The organism is Kitasatospora sp. SC0581 (assembly GCF_048159585.1).
GTDB lineage: Bacteria > Actinomycetota > Actinomycetes > Streptomycetales > Streptomycetaceae > Kitasatospora.
The window spans coordinates 59142-74415 of the sequence record NZ_JBLRWA010000003.1; the positions used below are offsets into that span (position 1 = coordinate 59142).

A 15274-nucleotide genomic window follows, 5' to 3' on the forward strand; every position below is an offset into this window, starting at 1 on the left:
CCGAACGGTTCCCGCCGTTTTTCTCCTTCCCCTCCCAGGAAAGCCCCCGTGAACAATCTCGACTTCAGCGCCGAACCGCTCTTCTCCTGGTACGTCGTACTGCTGGCCCTCAGCGGCGCCATCATGGTGGCCCTCGGGGTCGCGGCCGGCGGACTGAAGGTCGGCCTGCGCATCCTCAACCTCGTCCTCGGCCTCGCGTTCCTGGGGTACGCCTACTACCTGGCGTTCGTCTTCGAGGGCGGCACGTACACCATCTTCTTCAAGGCGTTCATCCTGCCGGTCGGCATGATCGTCGCCTCGGTGAAGGCGCTGGTGGAGCGCAGCAACGCCAAGAAGCAGCCCGCGCAGGCGGCCGCCCCGTTCGACCCGAACGCGCCGCAGGGGGCGTTCAACCCGAACGCGCCGTTCAACCCGAACGCCGCCCAGCAGGCGCCGTTCAACCCCAACGCCCCGCAGGCCCCGTACGCCGCGCAGCCGGGCGCGCCCGTCCCGCCGCCGGCCGGTGCCCCCGTGCCGCCCGCCCCGGCGCCGGGCGCCTCGCCGTACCAGCCGGGTGTCCCGCCGCAGCCGGTGGCGGACAACCCGTACGCGCAGCCGCAGCCGCCGCAGCACCCGGCCGGCTGATCGCGCCGAGCCGTACCGCCGTACGAACGCCGGAAGGCCCGCCCGTCACCCGCTGCGAAGCGGCGACGGACGGGCCTTCCGGCGTGTCCGGCTCAGTCCCCGGTGCCGCCCCGCACGCGGTTGCGGCGCCACGCCACCACCAGGGTGCCGAGGCCGAGGGCGATCGCGGTCGCCCCGGTGATCGCCATCGGCTCCGTGGCCCTGCCGCCGCCGGTGGAGGCCAGCCCGCCGTCCCCGGCCGGGGCGGCGGCGGTGACCATCGGCGAGCCGGCCCCCGCCGGGCTCGGCGACGTGCCGGTGGCCCGCACGACCGGGAGGACCGGGGCGGCGGCCCGCTCCGGCACGTCCGGGTCCGGGGCGGCGTCCACGAAGGTCGGAGCGGGTGCGGCGGTGGCGCCCGTCGCGGCCACGGTGATGAAGTCGGCCGCCGGACCGGCCGCCTCGGCCGCGCTCTCGCCCCGCTCCGGCAGGGTGCGCGACACGGCCGTCAGGGACTCGAACAGGATCGGCGCGTCCTTGGTGAAGGCCAGCCGGAGGTCGACGGTGCGGCTCTCGCCCTTCGCCAGCGTGATGACGTCGGCGTCCCCGTCCCCGGTCCGCAGCGCGAAGTCGAGCCGGTTCGGGTGGTCCGGGCCGCGGCCCGGGGTGGCGCCCCGCCACTGCCCGTCGGCGGCACGGAACTCCAACTCGACCGTGTCCGAAGGAAGTTCGGCCGCCCCCTGGAACACGACCGCGGGCACGACCCGCAGCTCCCGGCCGCTCCGGTTGGTGAGGACCAGTGTGAACGGCTTCGCCTCGCCGCCCACCGTGAACACGACGGGCACCCCGTGGAGCCCGACCTCCGCGGTGGCCGCCGGGGCGGGCGGCGCCGTGGCCGGTGCGGTGGCCGGCGCGGTGGTCGGCGCCCCCGCCGGAACGATGACCAGCTCCGGGCGGCCGCTGCTCGCGTCGGTGGCGCGCTGCTCCGGCGGCAGGGCCGGGTCCGAGACCACGGAGTCGAAGCCCGGTGCCACCCGGCCGGCCGGGGCGTCGGCGGTGACGGTGAGCCGCAGCCGGTAGACGGCCTCGGCGCCGGCCGGCAGCGACAGCACGGCGGGCTGGTCGAGCGCCCAGACGGCGCCCGTGCCCGCGGGGTTCGCCCTGGCGTCCTGCCACCGGGTGCCGCCGGGCGCCCGGTACTCCAGCCGGAAGTGGCCCTGCCCCGCGCCGGCGCCGGCGTCCGCGACGACGAAGGCCGAGGACGGCACGTCCAGCCGGTGGTCGGCGGTGTTCCGGAGCGTCGCGGTGAACTCCACCGGCGCGCCCCCCGCCGTGACGGTGCCGGGAAGGCCGCCGAAGGCGATCGTGACCGGCGAGGGGCGGGTCCGGGCGCCCGGGGACAGCGCGACGGCCTCCGGCGCGGCGAAGACGGCCGCGACCCCGACGGCGGCCAGGCCGGAGGCCAGGGTGACGGCGGTGGTCGCGGTCAGGAATCTGCGCTGCCGAATGTGCAATCCAACCTCACGGGAGAATGCGGGAGAGAACCCATCAGGACGTGAAATCGCTTGCACGGGAGATCGTTTCGCAACAGTGTCGGGCTTTCGTCCGCCCCCCGGCCGACCGCGATCGGCAGCATCCTACCGAGCCCCGTCCGGCGGTCCGGACCGAGGACCGCACTCGGTTCCCCGGGACCACCCCGAGGGAACCCCGACATCCGGCTACGACTCACCGGTGACCCTTCGGGGCCGGGAATCACCTGCCGGGCTGAGGCCCGGGGGCCGACGGCGGCGGAGGATGGAACCAGCCCACCGGACCTGCCGGACCGGGCCGCCACCACAGGGAGAGAATCATGAGTGCGCGCCTCGCCCGTCCTCGCCGCAACCGCGTCCTCGCCGGTGTCTGCGCCGGGATCGCCGAACGCTTCGGCCTGACCCCGTGGACCGTCCGCGTGATCTTCCTGCTCTCCTGCCTGCTGCCCGGCCCCCAGTTCCTGCTCTACCTGGCCCTCTGGGTGCTGCTCCCCCAGGAGCCGTAAGCCCGGCGGCCCGGGGACCCGCCCTCGACCAAGCGGCCCGGGGGCGACCGGGCCTCACCGCACGGCGACGGGCCGCCCGCCCCGGGGTCTCCGGGGTGGGCGGCCCGTCGCCGTGCCGTGGGCCGTGGCTCAGCCGGTCAGGCCGGGGATGGCCGGGAGGGTGCTGGTCAGCCCGCCGATCGGGGTCTTGTCCAGACCGGGGATGGTCGGGAGCGCGGCGCGCTGCTGGGCGGCGCGCTGCTCGGTGACGCCGGCCAGCGGGGTGTCCCCGGCGGGGACGGCCTTGCCGACGCTCGGGGCGAGGGTGCCCAGCGTCTCGGTCACCTTGCCTGCGGCGGGCAGCTTGGCGGCGGTGTCGGTGACCGCACCGGTCACCGCCGGGTTCGTCAACGCGCCGGTGGGCAGCCCGAGGCCGCCGGCCGCCTGGCCGTCGGCCGCGGAGGCGGCACCGGCGCCGACCGCCACGATGGCGATGCCGAGCGCCGCGGTACCGGCGGCCTTGAGAGCCTGCTTCATGGTTGGTCCCCTTTGGGTCCTCGTCGGTCGCCGACTTCGCGCACGGGACCGGCGGACGGGCGACCGCCGCCGCGACGTTTCGGCATGACTGGCACACCGTAGTGAGCAGGTCACGCGGGAGCCAAAGGGCGTTCACTCACCCGAGTGAGTAGTCGGATGAACACCAACCCCCTTGCAGGAGCCTGGAGTTCATCCGACCGGCGCGCGCCGGGGCGCCGCGCCCCGGAGGCTCAGTTGCCGCCGGTGCCCGCGCTGAACAGCCACTCCGCCTTCAGCTCGGCGTAGCCCGGCTTGATCACGTCGCTGATCATCGCCAGCCGCTCGTCGAAGGGCAGGAACGCGGACTTCATCGCGTTCACCGTGAACCACTCCAGGTCGCCCAGGGTGTAGCCGAAGGCGTCCACCACGTGGCCGAACTCCCGGCTCATGCTGGTGCCGCTCATCAGCCGGTTGTCGGTGTTCACGGTGACCCGGAACTTCAGCCGGCTGAGCAGCCCGATCGGGTGCTCGGCGTACGAGGCGGCGGCGCCGGTCTGGATGTTGGAGGTCGGGCACATCTCCAGCGGGATGCGCTTGTCGCGCACGTACGCGGCCAGCCGGCCGAGCTCGACCGTGCCGTCCTCGCCCACCGTGATGTCGTCGACGATCCGCACGCCGTGGCCGAGCCGGTCGGCGCCGCAGCACTGCAGGGCCTCCCAGATCGACGGCAGGCCGAAGGCCTCGCCCGCGTGGATGGTGAAGTGGTTGTTCTCGCCCTTGAGGTAGTCGAAGGCGGCCTGGTGGCGGGTGGGCGGGTAGCCGGCCTCGGCACCGGCGATGTCGAAGCCGACGACGCCCGAGTCCCGGTGGCGGTTGGCCAGTTCGGCGATCTCCTGCGAGCGGGCGGCGTGCCGCATCGCGGTGATCAGGGTGCCGACGCGGATCCGGTGGCCGGCCGCGCGGGCGTTGGCCTCGCCGAGGCGGAAGCCCTCCTGGACGGCCTCGACGACCTCGTCCAGGCTCAGTCCGGCCTCCAGGTGCTGCTCGGGGGCGTAGCGGACCTCGGCGTACACGACACCGTCGGCGGCCAGGTCCTCGGCGCAGTCCGCGGCGACCTTGATCAGCGCCTCACGGGTCTGCATCACGGCGCAGGTGTGCGCGAAGGTCTCCAGGTAGCGGACCAGCGAGCCGGAGTCGGCGGCCTCGCGGAACCACTCGCCGAGCTCCTTGGGGTCGGTGGTGGGCAGGCCCTGGTAGCCGCAGGCGGCGGCCAGCTCGACCACGGTCTCCGGGCGCAGCCCGCCGTCCAGGTGGTCGTGCAGGAGGACCTTCGGCGCGCGGCGGATCTGGTCGGGAGTGGGGATGCGCGGGCCGGTGCCCGCGGTGGTGACGGGGATCTGCTGTTCCATTGCGGAAATATAGCCCCTACGCGCGTAGACCGACCACCGCGAACACCGCCGGATGGTCCAAACTCCACCCGGAATTCCACCGACCGGTCCATACGATCCACCAAAGCGTCAACCCGCCGCCGCGACGGGCCCGGTCGCGCCGCACGACGGCGCCGGCCCTACCGCACCACGACGTCAGTCGCGCCGCACGACGGCGTTCTCAGTCGTGCTGCAGCAGCCGCCCGCGCCGGGACAGCACGAAGTCCCGGAACGCCCGCGCCGGCGGGGCCAGCGGCCGCCCCGCCGCCCAGGCCAACCCGATCGCCCGCCGGGTCCGCGGCGCCGTCACCTCCAGCTCCACCACCCCCGGCCGCGGCACCAGGGCCGGCGGCAGCAGCGCCACCCCCAGCCCGGCCGCCACCAGCCCGCGCAGCGTCTCCGCCTCCTCCCCCTCGAACGCCAGCCGGGGGACGAACCCGGCCTCCGCGCAAAAGCCGTCCGTGATCGCGCGCAGCCCGTACCCCTGCTCCAGCCCGACGAACGGCTCCTCCGCCACCTCCGCCAGCCGGATCCGCCGCCGCCCGGCCAGCCGGTGGTCCGCCGGGACGACCAGGTGCAGCCGCTGCTCGTCCAGCGGCCGGGCGGCGAACGCCGGGTCCTCCGGCAGCGGCGCGACCAGGCAGAGGTCCAACTCCCCGGCCCGCAGCCGCTCCAGCATCGCCGCGCCGTAGTCCTGCACCAGCTGGAACCGCACCCGCGGGTGCTCCGCGCGGAAGCCTCGCAGCAGCGCCGGCACCGCGTCCGGCCCCATCGTGTGCAGGAACCCGAAGGCCACCAGGCCCACCGCCGGGTCCGCCTCCGCCCGGGCCGCCTCCGCACCCCGCTCCAGCTCGGCCAGCGCCCGCTCCACCGAGGCCAGCAGCAGCCGGCCCGCCCTGGTCAGCCGGACCGTACGGCCCTGGCGGGCCAGCAGGTCCACCCCCAGCTCCTCCTCCAGCCCGGCCACCGCGCGCGACAACGTCGGCTGCGGCACCCCGAGCAGCGCGGCCGCCTGGGTCACGTGCTCCAGCCGGGCCACCGCCGCGAACCGGGCCAGCCGGGGCGCCAGCAGCACGGCCGGCTCCTCCGGCCCCAACTCGGCCACCCGGTACCGCTGTTCCCCGCCGTCCACCGATTCCGGACCGGACATCCCCGCACCACCTCGACTCATACGCCAGTGCATCGATCATCCACACTTCATGCATTGGACGCATCAACGCCGACAGGCCTACGGTCGACGACATGCAGCCCGCCGATACCGGGGCATCCGTGACCACCCCGGATGCCCCCGCCACCGCCACCCTCACCGCCGACGACCGCCACCGCCCCGGCCAGCGCGCCTTCCGCCGCGCCAACCTCGCCCTGTTCGCCGCCGGGGTCGCGACCTTCGTCCTGCTCTACTCCACCCAGGGCCTGCTGCCGATCCTCTCGGCCGACCTCGACCTCACCCCCGGCCAGGCCAGCTGGACGGCCTCCGCCGCCACCCTCGGCCTCGCCCTCGGGCTGCTCCCGGCCAGCGCGCTCTCCGACCGGTACGGCCGCACCGCGGTGATGACGGCCTCCACCCTCGCCGCCTCCGCGTTCGCCCTCGCCCTGCCCTTCGCGCCGGACCTCACCACCCTCGTCGTCCTGCGCGTCCTCCAGGGCGCCGTCCTCGCCGGGCTCCCCGCCACCGCCATGGCCTACCTCGCCGAGGAGGTCCACCCCAGCGCCCTGCCCTCCGCGATGGGCCTGTACGTGGCCGGCAACAGCATCGGCGGCATGGGCGGCCGACTGCTCTCCGGCTGGACCGCCGCCGGACTCGGCTGGCGCTGGGGCCTCGCCGCCTCCGCCGTCCTCGCCCTGCTCGCCACCCTCGCCTTCCGGCTGCTGATCCCCGCCGCCCGGCACTTCACCCCGGCCCCGGTGGACGCCCGCGCGCTCACCCGCACCGTCGGACGGCACCTGCGCAACCCGCTGCTGCTACGGCTGTACCTGCTCGGCATGCTGTTCATGGCGGTGTTCGGCGCGGTCTACAACACCGTCGGCTACCGGCTGATCGCCGCGCCCTTCCACCTGCCGGAGTCGATCGCCGCCTCGATCTTCGTGGTCTACCTGGTCGGCACCGGCACCTCCGCCGCGGCCGGCCGGCTCGCCGGCCGCCTCGGCCGGCGCGGCGCCCTCTACGTCTCCATCGGCGTGACCGCGGCCGGCCTGCTGCTCTCCCTCGCCGAATCCCTCACCTGCGCCCTGCTCGGCCTGGTCCTGATCACCGCCGGCTTCTTCGCCGGCCACGCCACCGCCTCCTCCTCCGTCGGCCGCACCGCCACCGAGGGCCGCGCCCAGGCCTCCGCCCTCTACCTGATCGCCTACTACCTCGGCAACAGCCTCGGCGGCACCCTCGGCGCCGACGCCTACCACGCCACCGGCTGGCCCGGCGCCGCCACCGTCGGCCTCACCGCCATGACCCTCGCCGCCGCCGTCACCCTCTACGCCACCCGCCAGGCCCACACCACCGCCCGGCGAACGGTCGCGGACGCTTGACGGCGGCCGCCGATACACTCCGGAATATGAGCATCGATCCTGCTGTGTACGCCCGGTTGCTCGAGATCGCGGATCAGCTGCCGAAGGTGCCGGGGATAGGGAAGATCGAGATCGCCGACGGCCAGATCGTCATGATGATGTCGCCCGTGAAGCGCCACGAGCTCGCCGTGCTGCGCCTCTCCCGGCAGCTCAACGCCCAGTTGCCGACGACCCACCCGGGTCACATCGCCTACCACGGCGCGGACCTCCAGGACGCAGGGCTCGGCCGACTGCGCAACCCGGACCTGATGGTGTTCCCCGAGGCGACCCTGGAGGGCGAGCAGCGGGCGGTCCTCCCGCACGAGGTTCTGCTCGTCGTGGAGATCGTCTCCAAGTCCAACCCGGAGAACGACTACCACGACAAGGTGCGCGACTACTCGGCCATGGGGATCCCGTTCTACCTGCTCGTCGATCCCCGCACGGGCACGGGCGTCGTGCACTCGGAACCCGGCTACGAGTCCCGGGAGAAGTTCGCCTTCGGCGACACGATCGCCGTCGGCCCCTGGACGCTCGACACCGGCAGTCTGCTCACGTACGCCTGACGCACAGGAGCCCGCACCCGGGTGGCGGGTGCGGGCTCCTCGTCACCCGGCTCGCAGACCTTCCGGGCCCACAGCGCCCGGGTGACCTCGGCAGTCCCCCGCATACGCCTCTTGAAGCGGTCGACTCCCGTGTGCGGCAGCGTAGAGCACGCTGCCGCACACGCGGTGGCCGTATGACTACGCGATGCGGTCGAGGACGATCGGGTTCGGGGTGAAGGCGGTGCCCGCCGGGGCGACCTCGATGCCGCCGGCCAGGGCCTCGACGGCGTAGTCGAAGCGCTCGGGGGTGTCGGTGTGCAGGGTCAGCAGGGGCTGGCCGGCCACCACGGTGTCGCCGGGCTTGGCGTGCATCTCGATGCCGGCGCCGGCCTGCACCGGGTCCTCCTTGCGGGCGCGGCCGGCGCCCAGGCGCCAGGCGCTGACGCCGATCGCGTAGGCGTCCAGCGTGGTGAGCACGCCGGAGGCGGGGGCCGGGATGACGTGCTGCTCGCGGGCGACCGGGAGCGGGGCGTCGACGTCGCCGCCCTGGGCGGCGATCATGCGGCGCCAGTGGTCCATCGCGGTGCCGTCGCGCAGCGCGTCCGCCGGGTCCTTGCCGTGGACGCCGGCCGCGGCGAGCATCTCGCGGGCGAGCGCGAGGGTGAGCTCGACGACGTCGGCCGGGCCGCCGCCGGCGAGCACCTCGACGGACTCGCGGACCTCCAGCGCGTTGCCCGCGGTGAGGCCGAGCGGGGTGGACATGTCGGTGAGCAGGGCGACGGTGTTGACCCCGGCGGTGGTGCCCAGGCCGACCATGGTGCGGGCGAGTTCGCGGGCGTCGTCCAGGTTCTTCATGAACGCCCCGGAGCCGACCTTGACGTCCAGGACGAGCGCGCCGGTGCCCTCGGCGATCTTCTTCGACATGATCGAGGAGGCGATCAGCGGGATGGCCTCGACGGTGCCGGTGACGTCGCGCAGCGCGTACAGCTTCTTGTCGGCGGGCGCGAGGCCGTCGCCGGCCGCGCAGATCACCGCGCCGACGGAGCCCAGCACGTCCATCATCTCCTCGTTGGAGAGCAGGGCGCGCCAGCCGGGGATGGACTCCAGCTTGTCCAGGGTGCCGCCGGTGTGGCCGAGGCCGCGGCCGGAGAGCTGCGGGACGGCGGCGCCGCAGGCGGCGACCAGCGGGGCGAGCGGCAGGGTGATCTTGTCGCCGACGCCGCCGGTGGAGTGCTTGTCGCTGGTGGGCAGCGGCAGCGAGGAGAAGTCCATCCGGACGCCGGAGCGGATCATGGCGTCGGTCCAGCGACTGATCTCGTGCGGCTTCATGCCGTTCAGCAGGATCGCCATCGCCAGTGCGGACATCTGCTCGTCGGCGACCTCGCCGCGGGTGTAGGCGTCGATGACCCAGTCGATCTGAGCGTCGCTCAGTTCTCCGCGATCGCGCTTGGTCCTGATGACGGAGATGGCGTCCATGCGTGCTCCAAGAGGGGTTTCAAAAGCGAAGAGTGTCGCGAGATGACCGGGTTCCGGCCCACTCGCGACACTCTACGCGCGTAACAGAAAGGGAGGCTAGAGCCGTTCCGGCCCGAACGCGTCGGGCAGGACCTCGCTCATCGGCTTGATGCCCGAGGCCAGTTCGATCAGCAGCCCCGGCCCGCCGTGCTCGTACAGCAGCTGGCGGCAGCGCCCGCACGGCATCAGCAGTTCGCCGGCGCCGTCCACACAGGTGAAGGCGACCAGCCGGCCGCCGCCGGAGGAGTGCAGCGCGGACACCAGCCCGCACTCGGCGCACAGCCCCAGCCCGTACGAGGCGTTCTCGACGTTGCAGCCCGTGACCACCCGGCCGTCGTCCACCAGCGCGGCCGCGCCGACCGGGAACCTGCTGTACGGCGCGTACGCGCGGCCCATGGCCTCGCGCGCCGCCGAACGCAGCAGCTCCCAGTCGATCGCGGGCGGCGCCGCGGGCCCGTCGGCGGTCACTTGCCCTGGCCCTTGCGGTAGATCTGGCCGTCCGCCTTCGGCATCCGCAGCCGTTGCGCGGCCAGCGAGAGCACCACCAGGGTGATCAGGTACGGCGTGGCGACGATCAGCGGGCGCTGCACCTCGTCGGTGAACGAGTACCAGGCGATCAGGCCGGCCGCCACCACGAAGGAGGCCACCGTCGCGGTGTACTTGCGGCGGTACAGGTGCCAGAGCGCGAGCAGCACCATCGCGATGCCCACGATGAGGATCATCACGTGCACCGACTCCGGGTCGCGCAGCTGGAGGCTGTCGGTGAAGCCGAACAGGCCGGCGCCCATGGCGAGGCCGCCCGGCATCCAGTTGCCGAAGATCATCGCGGCGAGGCCGATGAAGCCGCGGCCGAGGGTCTGGCCGTCCTTGTAGAAGTGCGCCGCGACCAGCGAGAGGTACGCCCCGCCGAGCCCGGCGAAGGCACCGGAGGCGATGACCGCGAGGTACTTGTACTTGTAGACGTTGACGCCCAGCGACTCGGCGGCGGTCGGGTTCTCGCCGCAGGAGCGCAGCCGCAGGCCGAACACCGTGCGCCAGAGCGCGAAGTAGCTGACCACGATCAGCGCGCCGGCCACCAGCACGACCACCGAGATGTTGGTGACCAGGCCGCCGAGCACGCCCGCGACGTCCGAGACCAGGAACCAGTGGTGGTTCTCGATGCTCTTCAGCCCGGAGGACAGGCCCGGGACGGTGATGTACGGCAGCGGGTCCGCCGGCGGGGACTGGTTCTGGCCGGCACCGGCCGAGACGTAGTCCTTGTAGTAGATCCGGTTGACGTACGCGCAGATGCCGGGGATCAGCAGGTTGATGCCGACGCCGGAGACGATGTGGTCGACGCCGAAGGTGACGGTGACGACCGCGTGCAGCAGGCCGCCGAGCGCCCCGCCCAGCATGCCGGCCAGCAGGCCGACCCACGGGTTGACCAGGTAGCCCGCCCAGGCACCGCAGAAGGTGCCGGCGACCATCATGCCTTCGAGACCGATGTTGACCACACCGGCCCGCTCGGACCAGAGACCGCCCAGACCGGCCATGCCGATCGGCACGGCCGCGCCGAGCGCGGCGGTGATCTGCCCGGAGGAGGTCAGCGAGTGGTTGCCGGTGGCCATGCCCACGGCGGAGAACAGCACCAGGGCGCCCGCGATCAGCAGCAGGACGACCGGCCAGGACAGCTTGCGCTTCTTCGCGGGTCCGCCCGACGGCTCTCCGAGCGGAAAAACGATCCGCTTCCAGTAATCGACCGTGAAGTTCTGGCTCATGCCGCAACCTCCTTGTTGCTGGTCGCGGCGGCCTGGGCGGCGAGCTGGGCGCCGACCTTCTGCTGCTGGCGCTTCAGGCCGTAGCGGCGCACCAGCTCGTACGCGACGACGACGCAGATGACGATGGTGCCCTTCATGACGTCGACGATCTCGAAGGGGAAGCCGCCCTGGAGCGGCAGCACCGAGCCGGTGACGTCCAGGAAGGCGAACAGCAGCGCCGCGAAGGCGATGCCGATCGGGCTGTTCCGGCCGAGCAGGGCGATCGAGATGCCCAGGAAGCCCAGGCCGGGCTGGAAGCTCTGGCCGAAGTAGTGCGAGTTCTGCAGGAGCTCCGGCAGGCCGATCAGACCGGCGATGGCGCCGGAGACGACCATCGAGATGACCACCATGCGCTTGACGTTCACGCCGGAGGCGGTCGCGGCGGACTCCGAGCGGCCGGTGGCGCGCAGGTCGAAGCCGAAGCGGGTGCGGGTCAGCACGAACTGGAAGACCACGCCGACCAGGGCGGCGACGAAGATGAAGCCCCAGAGCGTCCCGCCGGCCGTCTCCATCGCGAAGAAGTGGCTGGACTGCGAGATCGGCTCGGTCTGGATCGAGTTGGTGGTGCCGCTGGTCTTCGGCGCGAAGATGCCGGGGACGAGCAGCAGACCGATGATCGCGGTCGCGATCGAGTTCAGCATGATGGTCGAGATGACCTCGCTGACGCCGCGGTAGACCTTCAGCAGACCGGCGACGCTCGCGTACAGGCCGCCGACCAGCATGGCGGTGACCAGTAGCAGCGGGATCTGGATGAAGGCCGGCAGGTCCACCTTGGCGCCGACGAAGGCCGCGAACAGCGCCGCGACCTTGTACTGGCCCTCGACGCCGATGTTGAACAGGTTCATCCGGAACCCGAACGCGGCGGCCGCGGCGGCCAGGTAGTAGGTGGTGGACCGGTTGAGGATGCCCACCTGGCCGTCCGACTTGCTGGCGTACGTGAGCATCACGTTCCAGGCGTCGAACGGGTTCTTTCCCGAGGTCGCCAGCAGGACGGAACAGATCGCCACGGAGAGCAGGACCGCGAGCACCGGCGCCGCCAGCGCGAGCACGATCCGCTCACCGCTGAACCGCTGGGCCAGGCCGGGCTTCGCGGCTGCGGGATTGGGACTGGTCATGGGTTACTCCCCCGCCTGCGGGTCGTCGGCGGTGTCGGTGGGCTGGTGCCCGGCCTCGGCCCCGGTGCCCTCGGCCGCGACGGCCTGCGCCTCGGCGACGGCCTCCGGCTCGGACTCCAGGTGGCCGCTGGCGGCACCGGTCATCGCGGTACCGAGGTCCTCGGCGGTGACGGTGGCCGGGTCGGCGTCGGCGACCAGGCGGCCGCGGTAGATGACCCGGATGGTGTCGGACAGGCCGATCAGCTCGTCCAGGTCCGCGGAGATCAGCAGGACGGCCAGGCCGGCCCGCTGGGCGACCCGGATGTGCTCCCAGATCTGCGCCTGCGCGCCGACGTCCACGCCGCGGGTGGGGTGGGCGGCGATCAGGAGCTTGGGCTGGTGGCTCATCTCGCGGCCGATGATCAGCTTCTGCTGGTTGCCGCCGGAGAGCGAGGCCGCGGTGACCTCGATGCCGGGGGTGCGGACGTCGTACTCCTCGACGATCCGCCAGGTGTCCGTCCGGGCGGCGGCCGGGTCCAGCAGCAGGCCCTTGGAGTTGGGCGCCTCGGTGACGTGGCCGAGGATGCGGTTCTCCCAGAGCGGGGCCTCCAGCAGCAGGCCGTGCTTGTGGCGGTCCTCGGGGATGTAGCCGATGCCGGCCTCGCGGCGGGCCCGGGTCAGGGTGCCGGAGAGGTCCTTGCCGTCCAGGGTGACGGTGCCGGCGTTCAGCGGCAGCATGCCCATGACGGCCTCGACCAGCTCGGCCTGGCCGTTGCCCTCGACACCGGCGATGCCGAGGATCTCGCCCTTGCGGATGCGCAGCGAGATGTCGTCCAGGACGACGCGCTCGATGCCCTCGGCGTCGGTCTTGGCGATCCGCAGGCCCTCGACGTCGAGCATCACGGTGTCGGTGACGGTCGACTCGCGGCTCTCCGGGGAGGGCAGCTCGGCGCCGACCATCAGCTCGGCGAGCTGGCGGGCGGTGACGGCCTTCGGGTCGGCGTCGCCGACCGTGGTGCCGCGCCGGATGACGCTGATCGCGTCGGCCACCGCGAGCACCTCGTGCAGCTTGTGCGAGATGAAGATGACGGTGACGCCCTCGGACTTGAGGTCCCGCAGGTTGTCGAACAGCGCGTCGACCTCCTGCGGGACGAGCACGGCCGTGGGCTCGTCCAGGATCAGGATCTTGGCGCCGCGGTACAGCACCTTGAGGATCTCGACGCGCTGGCGGTCGGCGACGCCGAGGTCCTCGACCAGGGCGTCCGGGCGCACGCCCAGGCCGTACTGGTCGGAGATCTCCTTGATCTTCGCCTTCGCCTTGGCGCCGATGCCGTGGAGCTTCTCGCCGCCGAGGACGACGTTCTCCCACACCGTGAGGTTGTCGGCGAGCATGAAGTGCTGGTGCACCATGCCGATGCCGCGGGAGATGGCGTCGCCGGGGGTGTGGAACTCGCACAGCTCGCCGTTGATCGCGATGGTGCCCTCGTCCGGCTTCTGCATGCCGTAGAGGATCTTCATCAGCGTCGACTTGCCGGCGCCGTTCTCACCCATCAGGGCGTGCACGGTGCCGGTGCGGACGGTGAGGTTGATGTCGTGGTTGGCCACGACACCCGGGAAGCGCTTGGTGATGCCGCGCAGCTCGACGGCCGGTGTCGCCGTCCCCGCGCTGGGGGTGCCGTCCTCGCGCGGGGGGACGGGGTCGGATGCGGTGATGGCGATCTCCTGGTGGTCTGGAGGCGCGTCGTTGCGCTGGGAGGGCCAAGGGGGAACATGGGGAGACGGAACAGGGCCCGGGGGTACGCGTTGAGCGCACCCTGCCGGGCCCCTCCCGTGAACTGTGTCGTGTTGCGTCGCGCTGCCGGGCAGGCGGCAGGCGCTGCGGCGTCCGGGACGCGCGGGCCTTACTGGCCGGCCGGCGCGGTCGGGATCGTGGTGGCGCCGGACTTGATCGCGTCGGCGGCGGCCTTCAGCTTGTCCTGGATGTCGTCGATCTTGCCGCCGGTGGTGGCGAGCGAGACGCCGTCGGCCTTCAGGTCGAACAGCTTGATGCCGGTCGGGGTCTGGCCCTGCTTGACCGACTGGACGTACGAGAACACCGCGGTGTCGACGTTCTTGACCATCGAGGTCAGGATGCTGTTCTTGTACTTCGCCAGGGCCGGCTGGCTGGCCTGGTCGGAGTCGACGCCGATGGCCCAGGCGCCCTGCTTGTTGGCGACGGCCTCGATGGCGCCGTTGCCGGAGGAGCCGGCGGCGGTGTAGATGACGTCCGCGCCCTTGTCGAGCTGACCCTGGGCGGACTCCTTGCCCTTGTCGGGCGAGGCGAAGCCGGTGAAGTCCGGCGGGGTGCTCAGGTAGGTGGTCTCGACCGTGATGTTCGGGTCGACGGACTTCACACCCGCCTTGTAACCGGCCTCGAACTTCTTGATCAGCTCGGACTGCACACCGCCGATGAAGCCGACGTGCTTGGCCTTCGACTTGTTCGCGGCGGCGACACCGGCCAGGTACGAACCCTCCTGCTCGGCGAAGAGCAGCGAGGTGACGTTGGCCGGCTGGTCCTTGTCGTTCGAGTCGATGATCGCGAACTTCACGTTCGGGTTGTCCTTGGCGACCTTGTTGACGGCCGGCTGGTAGACGAAGCCGACCGCGACGATCGTCTTGTAGCCCGCGTCGATCAGGTTCTTGAGACGGGTCTCCTTGTCGGCCTCGGCCTCGCCCTGCTTGGCCTCGGCCTCGGTCACGGAGACGCCCAGCTCGGACTTGGCCCTGTCGAGGCCACGGGCGGCGGAGTCGTTGAACGACTGGTCGCCGCGGCCGCCGATGTCGTAGGCCATGCCGACCTTGAGCGAACCGTCGCCCGAGCCGGCGGAGGAGGAGTTGTCGGTGCTCTTTGCGCCGCAAGCGGCGAGCGAGGCCATGCCCAGGGAACCCGAGAGCACAACCGCGGCGAGCTTCATTGAACGGCGCAAGGGGATATCTCCTTCTACACGCAACCGTTTGGCGTGGTCGGTCGCCACCGTAACGCGCGTAGAACACGGTTGTGTTACGGGGTGCCAGAGCGTTCGGGTTGTTATCAAACCGTGGTCTGATGTTCTTCCTGAGGCTCTATCCCATGCGCGGACGGTGATCCGAGGTCGGTGCGGCACAGTTTACGGAACCGTTCCGGACCCCCCGGATCCGACCGTTCCGCTTCACCCGCGCCGCCCCCGGAACCGTCACCCCGCCCCGC

General features: G+C 72.3%; 14 protein-coding genes. 4 read left to right on the forward strand and 10 right to left on the reverse strand.

The window, feature by feature from the left end:
- Positions 1 to 48 precede the first annotated feature (48 nt).
- Positions 49 to 624 carry a hypothetical protein gene (locus tag ACLWS4_RS06490; RefSeq protein WP_416873577.1) on the forward strand — a complete coding sequence of 192 codons (576 nt, stop codon included), beginning with the start codon at positions 49 to 51 and terminating at the stop codon, positions 622 to 624.
- A 92-nt stretch (positions 625 to 716) separates the two neighbouring features.
- Here the strand turns inward: ACLWS4_RS06490 and ACLWS4_RS06495 are convergent, their stop codons facing one another.
- A complete protein-coding gene (locus ACLWS4_RS06495) occupies positions 717 to 2117 on the reverse strand; it encodes a hypothetical protein (protein WP_416873578.1) in 1401 nt (466 codons plus the stop codon).
- Between the two features lie 335 nt (positions 2118 to 2452).
- On the opposite strand from ACLWS4_RS06495, the gene ACLWS4_RS06500 reads away from it, so the two are divergent.
- The gene (locus ACLWS4_RS06500; protein ID WP_049649198.1) at positions 2453 to 2638 is read left to right on the forward strand and encodes a PspC domain-containing protein; all 186 of its coding nucleotides are present in this window, start codon (positions 2453 to 2455) and stop codon (positions 2636 to 2638) included.
- Positions 2639 to 2767: 129 nt separating this feature from the next.
- Here the strand turns inward: ACLWS4_RS06500 and ACLWS4_RS06505 are convergent, their stop codons facing one another.
- The 3 genes from ACLWS4_RS06505 to ACLWS4_RS06515 form a co-directional block, all read right to left on the reverse strand.
- A complete protein-coding gene (locus ACLWS4_RS06505) occupies positions 2768 to 3154 on the reverse strand; it encodes a hypothetical protein (RefSeq protein WP_049649197.1) in 387 nt (128 codons plus the stop codon).
- 230 nt (positions 3155 to 3384) lie between these two features.
- Positions 3385 to 4542: an adenosine deaminase gene (locus tag ACLWS4_RS06510; RefSeq protein ID WP_049649196.1), complete on the reverse strand. Its 1158-nt coding sequence runs from the start codon at positions 4540 to 4542 to the stop codon at positions 3385 to 3387.
- Positions 4543 to 4741: 199 nt separating this feature from the next.
- Positions 4742 to 5710: a LysR family transcriptional regulator gene (locus ACLWS4_RS06515; RefSeq protein WP_082345153.1), complete on the reverse strand. Its 969-nt coding sequence runs from the start codon at positions 5708 to 5710 to the stop codon at positions 4742 to 4744.
- A 92-nt stretch (positions 5711 to 5802) separates the two neighbouring features.
- On the opposite strand from ACLWS4_RS06515, the gene ACLWS4_RS06520 reads away from it, so the two are divergent.
- Together ACLWS4_RS06520 and ACLWS4_RS06525 are read left to right on the forward strand one after the other, a co-directional pair.
- Positions 5803 to 7083 carry an MFS transporter gene (locus ACLWS4_RS06520; protein ID WP_416873579.1) on the forward strand — a complete coding sequence of 427 codons (1281 nt, stop codon included), beginning with the start codon at positions 5803 to 5805 and terminating at the stop codon, positions 7081 to 7083.
- 26 nt (positions 7084 to 7109) lie between these two features.
- Entirely contained in the window at positions 7110 to 7664 is a 555-nt protein-coding gene (locus ACLWS4_RS06525; protein ID WP_063780018.1) for a Uma2 family endonuclease, read from the forward strand.
- Positions 7665 to 7841: 177 nt separating this feature from the next.
- Here ACLWS4_RS06525 and ACLWS4_RS06530 read toward each other — a convergent pair whose 3' ends face one another.
- From ACLWS4_RS06530 to ACLWS4_RS06555, 6 genes are all read right to left on the reverse strand, one after another.
- Positions 7842 to 9119, reverse strand: coding sequence for a thymidine phosphorylase (locus tag ACLWS4_RS06530; RefSeq protein ID WP_049649193.1), 1278 nt, complete (start codon positions 9117 to 9119; stop codon positions 7842 to 7844).
- 96 nt (positions 9120 to 9215) lie between these two features.
- A complete protein-coding gene (locus ACLWS4_RS06535; RefSeq protein ID WP_049649192.1) occupies positions 9216 to 9626 on the reverse strand; it encodes a cytidine deaminase in 411 nt (136 codons plus the stop codon).
- Positions 9623 to 10915 carry an ABC transporter permease gene (locus ACLWS4_RS06540; RefSeq protein ID WP_049649191.1) on the reverse strand — a complete coding sequence of 431 codons (1293 nt, stop codon included), beginning with the start codon at positions 10913 to 10915 and terminating at the stop codon, positions 9623 to 9625. The genes ACLWS4_RS06535 and ACLWS4_RS06540 overlap by 4 nt, the downstream gene beginning before the upstream one ends.
- Entirely contained in the window at positions 10912 to 12069 is a 1158-nt protein-coding gene (locus ACLWS4_RS06545; protein WP_375877438.1) for an ABC transporter permease, read from the reverse strand. The genes ACLWS4_RS06540 and ACLWS4_RS06545 overlap by 4 nt, the downstream gene beginning before the upstream one ends.
- Positions 12070 to 12072: 3 nt before the next feature.
- Entirely contained in the window at positions 12073 to 13599 is a 1527-nt protein-coding gene (locus ACLWS4_RS06550) for an ABC transporter ATP-binding protein (RefSeq protein ID WP_375877444.1), read from the reverse strand.
- 350 nt (positions 13600 to 13949) lie between these two features.
- Positions 13950 to 15014: a BMP family lipoprotein gene (locus ACLWS4_RS06555; RefSeq protein WP_380744362.1), complete on the reverse strand. Its 1065-nt coding sequence runs from the start codon at positions 15012 to 15014 to the stop codon at positions 13950 to 13952.
- Positions 15015 to 15274: the final 260 nt, after the last annotated feature.